This window comes from Pseudomonas sp. rhizo66 (assembly GCF_031931925.1).
GTDB lineage: Bacteria > Pseudomonadota > Gammaproteobacteria > Pseudomonadales > Pseudomonadaceae > Aquipseudomonas.
Window position 1 is genome coordinate 1 of sequence record NZ_JAUJWZ010000025.1, and the last position, 14,457, is coordinate 14,457.

A 14,457-nucleotide genomic window follows, 5' to 3' on the forward strand; every position below is an offset into this window, starting at 1 on the left:
GCCAGCGGCAGCACCCAAAGCAAAGGATATACACCCAAAACCCCAAGAGCCTGGTCGGCCCAAAGGCCGCCAAGCCCAAAGCGTCAAAGCCGAAAATGCCCAACCATCCCGCGCAACTCACTCCCCAACTGCGCCAGCTCAACACTCGAAGCCGCATTCCCGCGCATCGCGATCGACGACTGATCCGCACTCGCACGAATACTCGTCACACTGCGATTGATCTCCTCCGCCACCGAACTCTGCTCCTCGGCCGCAGCCGCAATCTGCTGATTCATCTGCTGAATCAACGACACCGCCGCCGCAATACTCCCCAGCGCACTCTCGGTCTGCAAGGCATCACTGACCGCCAGCTTCACCAACTCGCCGCTGCTCTGAATCTGCTGCACCGACGAATTCGCCGCCGATCGTAACGCACTCACCAGCCGTTCAATTTCCTCGGTCGATTGCTGCGTGCGCCGCGCCAGCGCGCGCACCTCATCGGCCACCACCGCAAAGCCCCTGCCCTGCTCACCGGCCCGCGCCGCCTCGATCGCGGCGTTCAACGCCAATAGATTGGTCTGCTCGGCGACGCTCTTGATCACCCCCAACACCGTGCCGATATTCTGGATTTCCGCACTGAGGCTTTCGATGCTGGAACTGGCCGACGTCGCCGAATCGGCCAATTGTTCAATACGCGCCATGCTCTGGCGCACCACCTGCTGACCGCTCTCGACCTTGTCATCCGCCGTTTGCGCGGCCAGCGCCGCCTCTTCGGCGTTGCGTGCAACGTCATGCACGGTGGCGGTCATCTGGTTCATTGCCGTGGCGACCTGCTCGGTTTCTTCCTTCTGGCTGCTGACCTCAAGGTTGGTCTGCTCGGTGACCGCCGACAACGATTGCGCCGAGCTGGCCAGTTGTTCGATCCCGGCCTGCAACCCGCTGACAATCGTGCTCAGGCCCGCGCCCATCTGCTGCATCGCCAGCATCAACTGGCCGATCTCGTCACGACGGGTCACCTCCACAGTCGCACTCAAGTCGCCGGCGGCAATCTGCTGGGCGACCTGAATCACACTGCGCAGCGGCGCGACGATAAGTCGAGTGATCAGCCACGCAGCGAGCAATCCGACCAACAATGCCAGCGCCGATGAGCCAATGATCAGCAGCGAGTTTTTCTTCAGTTCTGCCTGCATCGCGCCGTCTTCAGCGACATACGCCTGATTCACCCGCTCGACCACTTCGTTGGCGCGCTGGTGCAATTGTTCGTAGACGGTTTTTTCCTGCGCAAGCAATCCGATGTACTCGGCCAGCTTGTCGTTGAAGCCGGCGATATGCCCGGAGACTTCGTTGAGCACGGTCAGGTAGCCCTCGTCCTTGACCGTGGTTTTCAGTTCTTCGGCCTGTGCCTGAGCCTGCGCGGCCTGTTCGATATTGCCCTTGCCGGCACTGTCGGCATCGCCCTTGCGGCTTTGATCCAGGCGAATCCGTGCTTCATTCATCGCTTGCAGCATCAACCGCGACACCTGGCTGACCTGACTGGCCTGCTCGATGAACTGCGCGCCGTCCTTGCCCTCGGTGTCTTTCAAGGTATAGGCGCCGTCGTCGGCAAGCCCGGCCTGCAACACATCAAGGTTGTTGGCCACACTGGACACCGACCAACTGGCCATTTCCAGCGCGAGGTCCTTGGCCTGAGTCAGCGACACAAACTCATCGAACGCCTTGCGATAAGCGCCGAGCGACTGCTGCACATCATTCATGACCGGTACATTGGCCATCGACTGCGCCTTGAGCTGATCAGCCAGAGCAACCAGTTCATCGACGCCCTTGCGCAGGGCATCGGCGGTCTTCGGATTGCCATGCAGGGCATATTCCTGTTCGAGCAGGCGCACCTTGAGCAAGCCGCTGTTGAGCGAGGACATCTGCTTCAGCCCGTCGAAGCGCTGACTGATGGTTTGCAGAGACCAGACGCCAATGGCCGCCACCAAGGCGGTCAGGAGCAAAACCAGCAAAAAACCGATACCCAGTTTTTTCGCCATACCGAGGTTGGCAAAACGTCTTTGCATGGCCGAAATCATTGCGCGTAGTCCCCTGCCATTGTCAGTAGAGCGAAGAGTCGCAACGGCCATTCACCGGCACAAGTCTCTGGCGTCGGAATAATGGCAAAAAGCTACGCCCGCGTCGTTTTCAGAACGCTTGAGGTCGATCCGAACCGGTGTGACGGAAAAACTGCCGGGCACGTGGATCACAAGCATAGGCGACATTGATGCGCAGCCAGTCGCCCGACTCGCCACTGGGGCTGAACGCGTCAGGCGCTGAGAGCAATACGCCGCAGCGTTGAGCCTGCCGACGCACCCGAACCTGATCGGCCATGCGCGAGCGCGCCCAGATGAACAAGCCACCCGCAGGCTTGCCGAAAACCTCCCAGTCGGCGTCCTCTAACGCCTGCAATGCGGCTGCGCGATCGGCATTCAAGCGTTGACGCTGGCGCTGCACCAGTTTGCGATAAGCGCCGCTGACCATCAGGCTGGCCAGCACCGCTTCGGTAAACCGCGACGCCCCCAGACCGCTGATCATCTTGACCTGCGCCAGCCGTCGGACAATGTCGCTGTCGGCGAAGACGAAGCCGACCCGCAACGAGCTGCTCAGCGTCTTGGAAAAACTGCCCACGTAGATGACTCGCCCCTCATCATCCAGAGCCGCCAGGCGCGTGCCGTTACCGGTGTGCAAGTCTGCGTAGACATCGTCTTCGATCACGCGCAGATCGTACATCTTGCTAAGTTGCAGGAGACGTTGCGCCACACTCGGCGAGAGGCAACTGCCGGTGGGGTTGTGATGATGGCTGTTGATGAACAGTGCGCCGGGGCGAAACTGTTGCAGCAAAGCTTCCAGCGCGTCGATATCCGGACCGTTCGGGGTGCGACGCACCTCGAGCATGCGCACGCCGTGCATCCGCAGGAGATCGAACAGCGGCGCGTACCCGGGCGTTTCGACCACCACGCAGTCTCCGGCCTTGAACAACGTGCGCACGATCAGATCCAGCGCGTGGCTGGCGCCGCAAGTACTGAGCAATTGCGCACTGCGGGCTTCGATACCGACCAGCCTCAGACGTTTGGCGATCTGCTCGCGCAACGCCGGAAGCCCCAAGGGCGTGCTGTAGTTGAACAGGCTGGCCATGTCAGTGCGCGCCACCTCGCGCAGCGCATAGCTGAGGTCGTCGGGCTCGCGCCAGCTTTGCGGCAGACCACCCGCGCCAAGCTTCAAGCCACCGGCGGCTTCGCACACGGCATCGCACCAGGCAAACCGGCCCTCGAATGGCGCCAGTTCATCTTCTGCGCCGAGTGTCGACGGCGAGGCGGCGACAATGAACCCGGCGCCCTGGCATGACCTCAGAACGCCCTGCGACACCAGCCGTTCACACGCCTCGACTACACACGACTGGCTGAGCAGATTGCCCCGGGCGATCTGCCGCACGGAAGGCAAACGGGTGGCCGGCGGTACGCCACTTTGCAGGATCCACTCGGTCAGTCCGTCAACAATCTGCTGCACGACCGGCACCATTGCCTGTCGATCAATTCTCAATTCCATGAGCAAGCAAACTCCTGTCCGTTTTGCTGGCGGCAGTAAATCACAGCCGCGCCGGACAGGCTGTGCGACAACGCCGCTAAAAGCGACCGTTCTAACCCTTTGATACACATTGTTTAAGGGGCTTCACGGAACTGGCCGTTGCCCACATAAAAAACCCGCAACGAATGCGGGCTGTTTTTACTGGGTGTTATTCAGAAAGCCGTGACGCCGCCATCCACTGCCAGCGAGTGGCCGGTGGTGAATGCCGCACCGTCGCTGCACAGGTACAACACGGCACTGGCGATTTCTTCGACCTTGCCAATGCGCCCGACCGGGTGCATGGCGTTGGCGAACTCGCCCTTCTTCGGATCGGCCTCATAGGCGCGGCGGAACATGTCGGTATCGATCACCGCCGGACACACAGCGTTGACGCGGATTTTCTTCTTCGCGTATTCGATAGCCGCCGATTTGGTCAACCCGATCACCGCGTGCTTCGACGCCGCATAGATGCTCATCTTCGGCGCCGCACCCAGCCCTGCCACCGAGGCGGTATTGACGATCGCCCCGCCGCCCTGCGCCAGCAGCAGCGGCAGTTGATACTTCATGCACAGCCAGACGCCTTTGACGTTGACGCCCATGATCGCGTCGAACTCATCCATCGAGCCGTCGGCCAGTTTGCCTTTTTCGATTTCGATGCCGGCATTGTTGAAGGCGTAGTCGAGACGGCCGTAGGTATTGATGACCTCGTCCATCAGATTTTTTACTTCGCTTTCGACGGTGACGTTGCAGCGCACGAAGGTCGCTTCGCCGCCGGCTGTACGAATCAGCGCTACCGTGCCCTCGCCCCCTGCCGCGTCCAGGTCGGCGACCACCACTTTCAGGCCTTCGGCGGCGAACGCCTGCGCGGTCGCACGGCCAATGCCGTTGGCTGCGCCAGTGATTACGGCAACTTGACCGGAAAACGTCATGCTCATTGTTATGTCCTCAAAGGGATAGCTGCAGGTGATTGGCAGCATAGCCATTGGGGTCCGAAGAGCGTCAGCACTATCCAAAGGCTGTTTATGTACCCATGCGTCGCAGTGATAAAACCATCCCGGTGATCATCACTGCACTGGATCGGCGTGCATTCGCCGCATCAGCCAACCTTGCGCCAATGCCGGCGAAGGTCTATCAACAAGGCTTCATTCCGTTCGAGTGCCTGCCATGACCAACCAGACCAATCGCCAGTTCCTGCTCGCCAAACGCCCGGTGGGAGCGGCCAACCGCGAGACCTTCACCTATCAGGAAGTACCGGTCGGCGAACCGGTGGCGGGCCAGATTCTGGTCAAGAACGAATACCTGTCCCTCGACCCGGCGATGCGCGGCTGGATGAACGAAGGCAAGTCCTACATCCCGCCGGTGGGTATCGGTGAAGTCATGCGTGCGCTGGGGGTCGGCAAAGTCATTGCTTCGAACAATCCGGGCTTTGCGGTTGGGGACTACGTCAACGGCGCCATTGGCGTGCAGGATTACTTCCTCGGCGAGCCAAGAGGTTTCTACAAAGTCGATCCGAAACTGGCACCGCTGCCGGTGTATCTGTCAGCGCTCGGCATGACCGGCATGACCGCCTACTTCGCCCTGCTGGATGTCGGCGCACCAAAGTCCGGCGACACCGTTGTGTTGTCCGGTGCGGCGGGCGCGGTGGGCAGCATTGCCGGGCAGATCGCCAAGATCAAAGGCTGCCGCGTGGTTGGCATTGCCGGTGGCGCCGACAAGTGCAAATTCCTCATCGATGAGTTGGGCTTTGACGGTGCCATCGACTACAAATCCGAAGATGTCGTGGCCGGGCTTAAACGCGAGTGCCCGAAAGGCGTCGATGTGTATTTCGACAACGTCGGCGGCGACATCCTCGATGCGGTGCTGAGCCGGTTGAACATGAAGGCGCGTGTGGTGATCTGCGGCGCGATCAGCCAGTACAACAATAAGGAAGCGGTCAAAGGCCCGGCCAACTACCTGTCGCTGTTGGTCAATCGTGCGCGGATGGAAGGCTTTGTAGTGATGGATTACGCCGCGCAATACGCGAGCGCCGCGCAGGAAATGGCCGGCTGGATGGCCAAGGGGCAGCTCAAGAGCAAGGAAGATATCGTCGAAGGCCTGGAAACCTTCCCGGAAACGCTGATGAAATTGTTCAGCGGCGAGAACTTTGGCAAGTTGGTACTGAAAATCTAAAGCAAGATCAAGAGATCGCAGGCTGCGCCAGCTCCTACAGGTGTTCAAATAACCCCTGTAGGAAGCTGCCGAAGGCTGCGATCTTTTAGGCGATTTCGGCTACTACCGACGCCAGCGCCTTGGCCGGATCTGCTGCCTGGCTGATCGGACGGCCAATCACCAGATAATCGGAACCGGCATCCAGCGCCTGACGCGGGGTCAGGATGCGACGCTGATCGTCCTGCGCGCTGCCGGCCGGACGAATGCCCGGGGTCACCAGTTGCAGCGACGGGTGCGCGGTTTTCAGTGCCGTGGCTTCCAGCGCCGAGCACACCAGACCGTCCATGCCAGCCTTGTCGGCGAGTGCAGCCAGACGCAGAACCTGCTCTTGTGGCTCGATATCCAGACCGATACCGGCCAGATCTTCACGTTCCATCGAAGTCAGCACGGTCACGCCGATCAGCAACGGCTGCGGGCCGCTGCGCTTGTCCAGCTCTTCACGGCAGGCGGCCATCATGCGCAGGCCACCGGAGCAATGCACGTTGACCATCCACACGCCCATCTCGGCAGCAGCTTTCACGGCCATCGCGGTGGTGTTGGGAATGTCGTGGAATTTCAGGTCGAGGAATACTTCAAAACCCTTGTCACGCAGGGTGCCGACAATTTCCGCAGCGCAACTGGTGAACAGCTCTTTGCCCACTTTGACCCGGCACAGTTTCGGGTCCAACTGGTCGGCCAGCTTCAGTGCGGCGTCACGGGTAGGGAAATCCAGGGCGACGATGATAGGAGTCTGGCAGGCGGACATGAATGGGCTCTCAGGCAGGTCGAAATCGGCGCGCATTGTAGCGGAACCGGCGGCGGCGCGGCACCCGATGATCGGTAAATCGTCGCCTCGGCCGTGATCAGCATAGCGCTCGCTGCTATTGTGTCGACTCCGATACACAGCCGACACGCCAGCAACAAGCACCCGCGCTAGCCTCGCCAGCCGCAACACGTTCTTACATCAGCACTTCCCGCCTCACGGCCGGACGCCTATGCTGAAACCACCACCTCGCAGCCCATCTTTTGTGGTTGGCGGCCTACTGGCAGATGAACAGCCCCATGCACAACACCCAAATGACCGCGACGGATGAGCCTAAAGACGACAAGCGCTGGAGCATTCGTGCGCTGATCGTCGACGATGACGTGCCGATCCGCGAGCTGATGATCGATTACCTCGCCCGCTTCAACATCCACGCCAGCGGCGTCACCGACGGTGCGGCGATGCGGCAGGCAATGCAGGCCGAACATTTCGACGTCGTCGTGCTGGACCTGATGCTGCCCGGCGAAGACGGCCTGTCGCTGTGTCGCTGGCTGCGCGCCGAATCGGACATCCCGATCCTGATGCTCACCGCCCGCTGCGAACCGACCGATCGCATCATCGGCCTGGAACTGGGTGCCGATGACTACATGGCCAAACCGTTCGAACCGCGCGAACTGGTCGCGCGAATCCAGACCATCCTGCGCCGGGTACGTGATGACCGTACTGAACAGCGGGCCAACATTCGTTTCGACAACTGGCGCCTGAACAGCGTCCTGCGCCAGTTGATCGCCGACGATGGCTTGGTGGTGCCGCTGTCCAACGCCGAATTCCGCTTGCTGTGGGTGTTTATCGAGCGTCCGCGCCGGGTGCTCAGCCGCGAGCAATTGCTCGACGCGGCCCGGGGTCGATCGATCGAAGCGTTCGACCGCAGCATCGACTTGCTGGTCTCGCGTCTGCGGCAGAAACTCGGTGACGACCCGAAAGCCCCACAGTTGATCAAAACCGTGCGCGGTGAGGGTTACCTGTTCGACGCGCGAGACATCGGCTGATGCGGGCGCGCTTCGACACGCTGTTCGGGCGCCTGTTTGGCGTGCTGTTCGTGGCGATCGTCCTGGCGCATCTGCTGGCTTTTGCCTGGTTCCGCCTCTACGGTCCGCCCCCGCCCCCGCCGCCCCCGGAGTTCTCCCAAGGCGCCGAGGGGCAACCGATGGCGCACGATCCGCGTTACCCGCCACGGCCACCGCGCCCATGGTTCGGTGGCCCGGTGGTGCCGCTGACCTTTCAGTTCATCACGTTGATGATCGCCGCGTGGTACGGCGCCAAACTGCTCAGTCGCCCGATCCAGCGCCTGAGCGACGCCGCCGAACGCCTCAGCGAAGACCTCGACAGCCCGCCACTCGACGAGTCCGGCCCACGGGAAGCGCGTCAAGCCGCCTACACCTTCAACCTGATGCAGCAACGCATTCGCGAACAGGTGCAGCAGCGCGCGCGGATGCTCGGTGCCGTGTCCCACGACCTGCGCACACCGTTGTCACGCCTGAAACTGCGTCTGGAAAACATCAGCGATGAAAAGCTGCAAGGCCAGATGCGTCAGGACCTGGACGACATGATCGGCATGCTCGACGCCACCCTCACCTACCTGCACGAACAGCGCACCAGCGAAGCGTTGCAGTTGATGGACGTTCAGGCGTTAGTCGAGTCGCTCTGTGAAAATGCTCAGGATCAAGGCGCCGACGTACAGGTCAGCGGCCATTGCGCACCGTTGCCGGTACAGCCGATGGCGCTGCGTTCGTGCATCAACAACCTCATGGACAATGCCTTGCGTTATGCCGGGCAGGCACGCATCGAATTGCAGGATCAACGCGAGCAACTGCTGATCCGCGTGATCGACCACGGCCCGGGGATTGCCGAGGACAAGCGGGAAGCGGTGTTTGAACCGTTTTATCGTCTGGAAGGCTCGCGCAATCGCAACTCCGGCGGTGTTGGCCTGGGCATGACCATTGCCCGCGAGGCGGCGCAGCGATTGGGTGGCCAGCTCAATCTTGAAGAAACCCCCGGCGGCGGCCTCACCGCCATCATTCGCCTTCCCCGCCTCTGAGAAACACACACTCCTACAAGGTATTTGGTGTTCATTGCATCGTGTGTACCCACCGGTACAAATCCCACATACCCCCGACAACTTGCGCCCTGAGGCTGCATAAGCCGGTGCACCCACCGGCTTTCCATTCCAGGGAGTGAGTCCGATGATCGGTAGCGTCAGCAACTACACGAGCTATACCAGCACCAGCAGTACCTCCACGCAAAACGCCCGCAGCCAGCAACTGCAAAAAGAACTGTTCGCCAAACTCGACAGCAACGGCGACAGCGCGGTGGATCAGGACGAACTGCAAAGCGCCCTGTCGCAGAAGTCCGACGACGGCCTGCTGGTCAACCTGAGTAAACAATTCGGCGATCTGGACAGCGACGCCAGCGGCAGCCTCAGCGCCGAAGAAATGACCGCCATGGCGCCCCCTCCGCCACCGCCACGCGATCAAGCTCCGGACACCGAACTCGCCGACGCCCTGATCAGCGCACTCGACACCGATGGCGACGGCAGCGTAACCGCGACAGAACTCGACAGCGCACTGCAAACCAGCAACAACAGCACCGCAACGACCAGCACCGACACCAGTGCCGCGCTGCTCAAGGTGCTAGACAGCGACAGCAGTGGCGGCGTGAGCAGTGACGAGTTGAAAGCGGCGCTACAGGCAGGCCGGGAACGACCTGACGAAGAACAGACCGCTTCGACCCAGAGCACGACTGAAGCGCTGAACCGCATGATCGCCAATTTGAGCAAACAGTACTCGCTGGAAAAAACTGCGTCAGTGGGCAAATACCTCAACGTCGCCACATAAGTTGCCCTCCTGTAGGAGCTGCCGAAGGCTGCGATCTTTTGATTGTAAAAAATCAACGGCAAAAGATCGCAGCCTTCGGCAGCTCCTACAGAGGATTGTGCAAGGTCAAAGAGCCTGGTCGGCTGTCAGGTCGCCATCGCTGGCAAGCCAACTCCCACAGAAGAGCAAAAGCAAAAACCGCACACACCTCGAATCGCTTTTGCTTCTCACCACTTAACAGGATGAGCGTTAGCTCGGCTGCCGCTCTTGATCTGTACGGCGACGTCGGAAGGCTTCGTTCCGGGATTGATCCGGGCGTGGGAGCGCAGCGACCGTTTGGCGCAGCCAAACACAGCGGGAGTAGGTGCAGCGAAGCAAACCGGAGACGCTGCGCCCGGATCGATCCCGGAGCGAAGGAATCCCGAGCCCCAGCGAGCGGGCCGCACGCAGGAGCAAGCGTTTTTGGTTACTTTTGAGGCGTTCGCGTTTGTCAAAAGTGACCCGTAAGGGCGGAACCTTAAGCAGCCGTTACCGCAGCAATGGATATACACCCAAAACCCAAAAAGCTACCGCCGATCCTCAACCCGAGACTGACTCTTGCTCCAATCCGTCAACAAACTGTAAGCCACCGCCAACAACGTAGGCCCGATAAACAACCCGATAAACCCAAACGCAATCAACCCGCCAAACACCCCAAGCAACACAATCACCAACGGCAAATTCCCCCCGCGACTGATCAGATACGGCTTGAGCACATTGTCCACGCCACTGATGATGAACGTCCCCCAGATCCCGAGAAACACCGCCATCCCGTACTCGCCCTTCCACGCCAGCCAGGCCGTGGCCGGAACCCACACCAACGGCGGCCCCATCGGAATCAGACTCAACAGGAAGGTGACAATCCCGAGCACCAGCGCCCCCGGCACCCCGGCAATCAAAAACCCGATCAACGCCAGAACCGCCTGCGCCGCAGCCGTGCCGATCACGCCGTTGACCACCCGCTGCACCGTGCCGGCCACCAACTCGATGTAATACCCCGCCCGATCACCGATCAGCCGCTCCAGCAGACCGTGCACAAACGCCGCCAGCCGCGGCCCGTCGCGATAGAAAAAGAACACAAAGACGATGCTCAGGGTCAGCTCGAGAATCCCGCCGCCAATCTGCGCGCTGCGCGCCAGCAGCCAGTTACCGACCTGCCCCAGATAGGGCTTGATCGACACCATCAGTGCGGCGCCCTGCTGATCGATGCTGTTCCACAGCCCGACCAGGCGTTCTCCCACAAACGGCAAAGTCCCCAGCCACACCGGCGCCTCCGGCAGACCGTCGACCTGCACATCCTTGATAAACGCCGTGGCATCGCGCACGTGATCCGCCAGGTTGAACCCCAGCCACACCAGCGGCGCTGCCACCAGCAGCATCCAGCCCAACGTCAGAATCGCGGCAGCCAGGGATTCGCGACCATTGAGCCAACGGGTCAACAAACGCATCAGCGGCCAACTGGCAAACGCCAGCACCGCGCCCCAGAACAGCGCCGACCAGAACGGAGCCATCACCCACAGGCTGGCACCAAACAACACCAGCAGCAGGATCTGCACCAGCAGGCGATCGTTATTGAGCATGTAAGGTCTCGAAAAAGTCAGTCAGGCAAAGAGTAGGCGAACACGCGATTCGTGCTCGCCCGAAACAGCTTAACGCAACAGATCGATGCGCAGGCCAGAGCCTTCGACACTGCCGGTTTCCAGGCGTGCCGCGCGCACCCCCTGATTGATCAGCGCCTGTCGCCAGGCCTCGGCTTTCGGCCCGGACACGGTCACACGCAATGTCGTATCGAGGTTAAGGCCACGGGAAATCAGGCGTAGCCAGGTGTCATCCGGGTCATTCACGCGATCTGGGAAATCCAGTTCACCGGTGCTTTTCAACTGCCGCAACAGGGTCGCTGAGGTCGGCAGCAGCTCACCCAACGGTGCAGTCGCCTCGAACTGTTCGACATGCAGGTAGGCTTTGCGATTGCCGCGCGTGATGCTGTAAAGCGCCACCAGCGTGTTGTCGCGCGGTGCGGCCAGCCTCAACAACAGATATGCCTGTTGCTCGTCAGCACCGTACAACTTGGAGTTACCGAACACCTCGTTGGCCCACAGGCTGCTTTCGCCGCAATCACGCGCCTGACACCAGAACAGCAATTGCGCATCCTGCTTTTGCAGCGCTTCGCGAGCGGCGGTAAAGGCTTCGGTGGCGGAGTGTTCGGGCGGCAACTCGTAGGTCACCGAAGTGGTCTGGCCACGGGCGGTGACCTGGCCGTCGAAACGCAACTGTCCGCTGATCTTGCGGATCGAGCCCAGTGGATAGATCCGTTCAAGCTCCACGGGCGGACGGTAATCGACGATTTGCGCATCGGCCAGGCGCGGCACGATCTGCAGATCCTGACTGCCCGGCACGTCGGCGGCGAACGAAACGGTACTGAAACAGCACAGTGCCAACAGACTGAGTGAGCGCATAGTCAGGCTCATCGGATCGGCAATGCTGGATGATTCGAGGTCGCAGCGGTATAGAAATCCATCGTGGTTGTCTCCCATTTCAACCCGCCCAGCCTCGACAGTTGCCCGCAGCAAGTCAAGGAATGGCGAAGAACCGATTGAAACAGTCTGCGACAAGGTCGGCACCGGCCTCGTCGTTCAGGTGCAAATGGTGCCCGCCTGCCAGCTGTTCCCGGCTAAAGGGTAGACGCTCCAGCAGTTCGGGATGTTTGGCCAGCATGCCGTCAGCCGCGACCACCAGGTGCGCCGGGCAACTGACCCGCAGCGCGAACGCCATTGCCTGTTCCTGGGTCAGGCGCAGCGGCGATGGCAGGGTCAGGCGATTGTCAGTGCGCCATGTGTAACCGCCGGGCACCGGCATCAGACCGCGCTGGGCCAACAATTCAGCTGCCTCACGACTGACCGCCACCAACCCCTTCATGCGCGCTTCGATGGCGCGGTCGAGAGTGTTGTAGACCGGTTTGCGCTTTTCGCGTAGATCCAGTTGCGCTTGCAGTGCCATGCCCATGCGCTCGGCCGCGTTTTCGCCTTTGTCTGTAGGCGGAATCACACCGTCGATCAACGCCAGATGGCTGATGCGCTCCGGCAACGACCCCGCCAGCACCAGCGAAACAATCGCGCCCATCGAGTGCCCGAGCAGACCGAAACGCTTCCAGCCCAGCTGTTCGGCAACTTGCAGCACATCATGGGCGTAATCCCACAGCGCATAGCCGGCGCCGTTCGGCCGGTGCCCGGAATGCCCGTGCCCGGCCATGTCCAAAGCGATGATGCGCAGGCCTTTGAGCTTCGGCGCCAATCGGGCAAAGCTGTTGGCGTTGTCGAGCCAGCCATGCAGGGCGATCACCGGCAGACCGTCCTCGGGACCGAACAAATGCGCCGCCAGTTCGATATGCGGCAGGCTCAGGCGCACTTCTTCGAAAGTCGGACTCATGCGCAATCCTTGTCCTGACGGTTTTCCCACCGGGTAAACAGATTCTTCAACAACCGCGCGGTGTCCTGCGGCCGCTCAAGCGGGAACATGTGGCCGCCGGGCATGCTCAGTGCCTCGCCCTGGGCCAGACGCGAAACGAACCGGGTGTGATGGCGCATGACCACGCGACTCTTGTGCCCGCGCACCACCGCCAGCGGCACCTGCAATTTCCGGGTGTGGCCAGGGCTGGTGTGCGGCACGCCGCGATAGATGCTGATCTCGGTGGCCGGGTCGAAACGCAGGCGCAGTTTGTCGCCGACCTGGTGCAAACCGTGCTGCAGGTAGGCATCGAAACATTCCGGATCAAAACCACGGAACAGCGTCTTGCCGGCAAAATAGCGGCGCGCGCTGTCGAGGTCGGCGAACTCTTCACGGCGGCCAAGGGTGCGGCCGGCCGGGGTCAGTTTGTCGATGAAACCAAAACGCTTGGCGGCGCGGATGACCCACTGATCGGTGCGGGTCAGCACTGGCGAATCGAGCATCACCACGCCGCGATACAGCTCAGGGCAACGCAGCGCCGCGTGCAAATGCAGTACGCCGCCGAAGGAATGGCCGACGCCCCACACCGGCTGATCCTGCTGCTGCAAATGGTGGATCAACTCGTCGACGAGGTTGTACCAATTGTCATCCGCCGGGAAGCGCGGGTCATGGGCATGCTGCTCCAGATGCGCGACCCGGTACTCGGGCGCCAGGGCCGCGAACAACTTGCCATAGGTGCCCGAAGGGAAACCGTTGGCGTGGGCGAAAAAGATCGGTTGCGACATGCTGGGCAAATCCATGAGCGGGAAACGTGGCGTTGATTGTCCGCAAGACCGCGTCTTACAGCAATGACCGTAACTGCCAGGAATGATGACAGTCCGGTCAGCGTGATGGTGTGTCAGGGAGATCGCTTGCCCCCCTCACCCCAACCCTCTCCCCCAAAGGGGCGAGGGGGAAAGGGAGCCGTTCTTCATGCTATTCCGAATCTGTATTCGACTCGGTATCTCAGGTCGATGAAGCACGTGAAAACAACCAGGTCGGCCCCCTCTCCCTCTGGGAGAGGGTTGGGGTGAGGGGCTGATCACTGAAGAAACCCACTCAACGCGCCGGCGGCTGTTCACCCAAAGGCACCACCGCCATGGTCAGGCGCGACACACAACTGGCCTTGCCTTCATCGCTGGTCAAGCGAATGTCCCACACATGGGTGGTGCGACCGATATGAATCGGCTTGGCCACCGCCGTCACCCGTCCACTGCGCAAGCCGCGCAAATGGTTGGCGTTGATCTCAAGCCCCACGCAATAAAACTTGCTGGCATCGATGCACAGGTAACTGGCCATCGAACCAACGGTTTCCGCCAGCACCACCGAGGCGCCACCGTGCAGTAAGCCGTAGGGCTGATGGGTGCGATGGTCGATGACCATGCTCGCGGTCAGCGATTCTTCGTCGAACGCTTCGAAGCGGATGTCCAGCACTTCGCCGATGGTGTTTTTCTGGATTGCGTTCAACTGCTCGATGTTCGGAGTGGTACGCCACAAGCTCATCGCAGACTTCCTTTGTTGTTTTGGTGGTCG

General features: G+C 61.1%; 14 protein-coding genes and 1 pseudogene. 5 read left to right on the forward strand and 10 right to left on the reverse strand.

From position 1 onward, the window contains the following. Positions 1-83: 83 nt before the first annotated feature. The 4 genes and pseudogenes from QZR14_RS28155 to QZR14_RS24780 form a co-directional block, all read right to left on the reverse strand. Positions 84-965, reverse strand: a complete 882-nt coding sequence (locus tag QZR14_RS28155; RefSeq protein WP_442967425.1) for a methyl-accepting chemotaxis protein — start codon at positions 963-965, stop codon at positions 84-86. Continuing rightward, positions 945-2,102: pseudogene (locus QZR14_RS28160) on the reverse strand (HAMP domain-containing protein); the annotation flags it as partial. The pseudogene QZR14_RS28160 and the gene QZR14_RS28155, both read right to left, overlap by 21 nt. A gap of 58 nt (positions 2,103-2,160) precedes the next feature. Further along, entirely contained in the window at positions 2,161-3,561 is a 1,401-nt protein-coding gene (locus QZR14_RS24775) for an aminotransferase-like domain-containing protein (protein WP_250605955.1), read from the reverse strand. Between the two features lie 191 nt (positions 3,562-3,752). Continuing rightward, positions 3,753-4,514: an SDR family oxidoreductase gene (locus tag QZR14_RS24780; RefSeq protein ID WP_250605954.1), complete on the reverse strand. Its 762-nt coding sequence runs from the start codon at positions 4,512-4,514 to the stop codon at positions 3,753-3,755. A 95-nt stretch (positions 4,515-4,609) separates the two neighbouring features. Here QZR14_RS24780 and QZR14_RS24785 point away from each other — a divergent pair, with 95 nt between their 5' ends. Continuing rightward, positions 4,610-4,747 carry a hypothetical protein gene (locus QZR14_RS24785; RefSeq protein ID WP_250605953.1) on the forward strand — a complete coding sequence of 46 codons (138 nt, stop codon included), beginning with the start codon at positions 4,610-4,612 and terminating at the stop codon, positions 4,745-4,747. Continuing rightward, positions 4,744-5,748: an NADP-dependent oxidoreductase gene (locus tag QZR14_RS24790; RefSeq protein WP_311997998.1), complete on the forward strand. Its 1,005-nt coding sequence runs from the start codon at positions 4,744-4,746 to the stop codon at positions 5,746-5,748. The genes QZR14_RS24785 and QZR14_RS24790 overlap by 4 nt, the downstream gene beginning before the upstream one ends. Before the next feature lie 85 nt (positions 5,749-5,833). Here QZR14_RS24790 and pyrF read toward each other — a convergent pair whose 3' ends face one another. Continuing rightward, positions 5,834-6,532 carry an orotidine-5'-phosphate decarboxylase gene (pyrF, locus tag QZR14_RS24795; protein WP_250605951.1) on the reverse strand — a complete coding sequence of 233 codons (699 nt, stop codon included), beginning with the start codon at positions 6,530-6,532 and terminating at the stop codon, positions 5,834-5,836. 296 nt (positions 6,533-6,828) lie between these two features. Between pyrF and QZR14_RS24800 the strand changes: the two genes are divergently transcribed. The 3 genes from QZR14_RS24800 to xopAW all read left to right on the forward strand — a co-directional run bounded on the left by QZR14_RS24800 (position 6,829) and on the right by xopAW (position 9,423). Then, positions 6,829-7,578 (forward strand): response regulator, encoded by a 750-nt coding sequence (locus tag QZR14_RS24800; protein ID WP_442967424.1) that lies wholly within the window; start codon positions 6,829-6,831, stop codon positions 7,576-7,578. After that, entirely contained in the window at positions 7,578-8,627 is a 1,050-nt protein-coding gene (locus tag QZR14_RS24805) for a sensor histidine kinase (RefSeq protein WP_250605950.1), read from the forward strand. Before QZR14_RS24800 ends, QZR14_RS24805 begins: the two co-directional genes overlap by 1 nt. Before the next feature lie 145 nt (positions 8,628-8,772). After that, complete coding sequence (xopAW, locus tag QZR14_RS24810) at positions 8,773-9,423, forward strand: XopAW family type III secretion system calcium-binding effector (protein WP_311998000.1); 651 nt, start codon at positions 8,773-8,775, stop codon at positions 9,421-9,423. A 545-nt stretch (positions 9,424-9,968) separates the two neighbouring features. On the opposite strand, the gene QZR14_RS24815 is transcribed toward xopAW, so the two are convergent. The 5 genes from QZR14_RS24815 to QZR14_RS24835 form a co-directional block, all read right to left on the reverse strand. Then, positions 9,969-11,021, reverse strand: a complete 1,053-nt coding sequence (locus QZR14_RS24815; protein ID WP_250605948.1) for an AI-2E family transporter — start codon at positions 11,019-11,021, stop codon at positions 9,969-9,971. Between the two features lie 69 nt (positions 11,022-11,090). Further along, on the reverse strand, positions 11,091-11,897 hold the full coding sequence (locus tag QZR14_RS24820) for a DUF4892 domain-containing protein (protein ID WP_250605947.1): 807 nt from the start codon (positions 11,895-11,897) through the stop codon (positions 11,091-11,093). Positions 11,898-12,012: 115 nt separating this feature from the next. Beyond that, positions 12,013-12,867: an alpha/beta hydrolase gene (locus QZR14_RS24825; protein WP_110718714.1), complete on the reverse strand. Its 855-nt coding sequence runs from the start codon at positions 12,865-12,867 to the stop codon at positions 12,013-12,015. Further along, positions 12,864-13,670, reverse strand: a complete 807-nt coding sequence (locus QZR14_RS24830) for an alpha/beta fold hydrolase (protein WP_250605945.1) — start codon at positions 13,668-13,670, stop codon at positions 12,864-12,866. Before QZR14_RS24830 ends, QZR14_RS24825 begins: the two co-directional genes overlap by 4 nt. A 313-nt stretch (positions 13,671-13,983) precedes the next feature. Further along, complete coding sequence (locus QZR14_RS24835) at positions 13,984-14,427, reverse strand: hotdog fold thioesterase (RefSeq protein WP_042560476.1); 444 nt, start codon at positions 14,425-14,427, stop codon at positions 13,984-13,986. Between the last annotated feature and the right edge of the window lie 30 nt (positions 14,428-14,457).

Coding starts and splice junctions, on each gene's coding strand:
- QZR14_RS28155 (WP_442967425.1), bottom strand. CDS start 965: ATGCTGGCGATGCAGCAGATGGGCGCGGGCCTGAGCACGATTGTCAGC.
- QZR14_RS24775 (WP_250605955.1), bottom strand. CDS start 3,561: ATGGAATTGAGAATTGATCGACAGGCAATGGTGCCGGTCGTGCAGCAG.
- QZR14_RS24780 (WP_250605954.1), bottom strand. CDS start 4,514: ATGAGCATGACGTTTTCCGGTCAAGTTGCCGTAATCACTGGCGCAGCC.
- QZR14_RS24785 (WP_250605953.1), top strand. CDS start 4,610: ATGCGTCGCAGTGATAAAACCATCCCGGTGATCATCACTGCACTGGAT.
- QZR14_RS24790 (WP_311997998.1), top strand. CDS start 4,744: ATGACCAACCAGACCAATCGCCAGTTCCTGCTCGCCAAACGCCCGGTG.
- pyrF (WP_250605951.1), bottom strand. CDS start 6,532: ATGTCCGCCTGCCAGACTCCTATCATCGTCGCCCTGGATTTCCCTACC.
- QZR14_RS24800 (WP_442967424.1), top strand. CDS start 6,829: ATGCACAACACCCAAATGACCGCGACGGATGAGCCTAAAGACGACAAG.
- QZR14_RS24805 (WP_250605950.1), top strand. CDS start 7,578: ATGCGGGCGCGCTTCGACACGCTGTTCGGGCGCCTGTTTGGCGTGCTG.
- xopAW (WP_311998000.1), top strand. CDS start 8,773: ATGATCGGTAGCGTCAGCAACTACACGAGCTATACCAGCACCAGCAGT.
- QZR14_RS24815 (WP_250605948.1), bottom strand. CDS start 11,021: ATGCTCAATAACGATCGCCTGCTGGTGCAGATCCTGCTGCTGGTGTTG.
- QZR14_RS24820 (WP_250605947.1), bottom strand. CDS start 11,897: ATGCGCTCACTCAGTCTGTTGGCACTGTGCTGTTTCAGTACCGTTTCG.
- QZR14_RS24825 (WP_110718714.1), bottom strand. CDS start 12,867: ATGAGTCCGACTTTCGAAGAAGTGCGCCTGAGCCTGCCGCATATCGAA.
- QZR14_RS24830 (WP_250605945.1), bottom strand. CDS start 13,670: ATGTCGCAACCGATCTTTTTCGCCCACGCCAACGGTTTCCCTTCGGGC.
- QZR14_RS24835 (WP_042560476.1), bottom strand. CDS start 14,427: ATGAGCTTGTGGCGTACCACTCCGAACATCGAGCAGTTGAACGCAATC.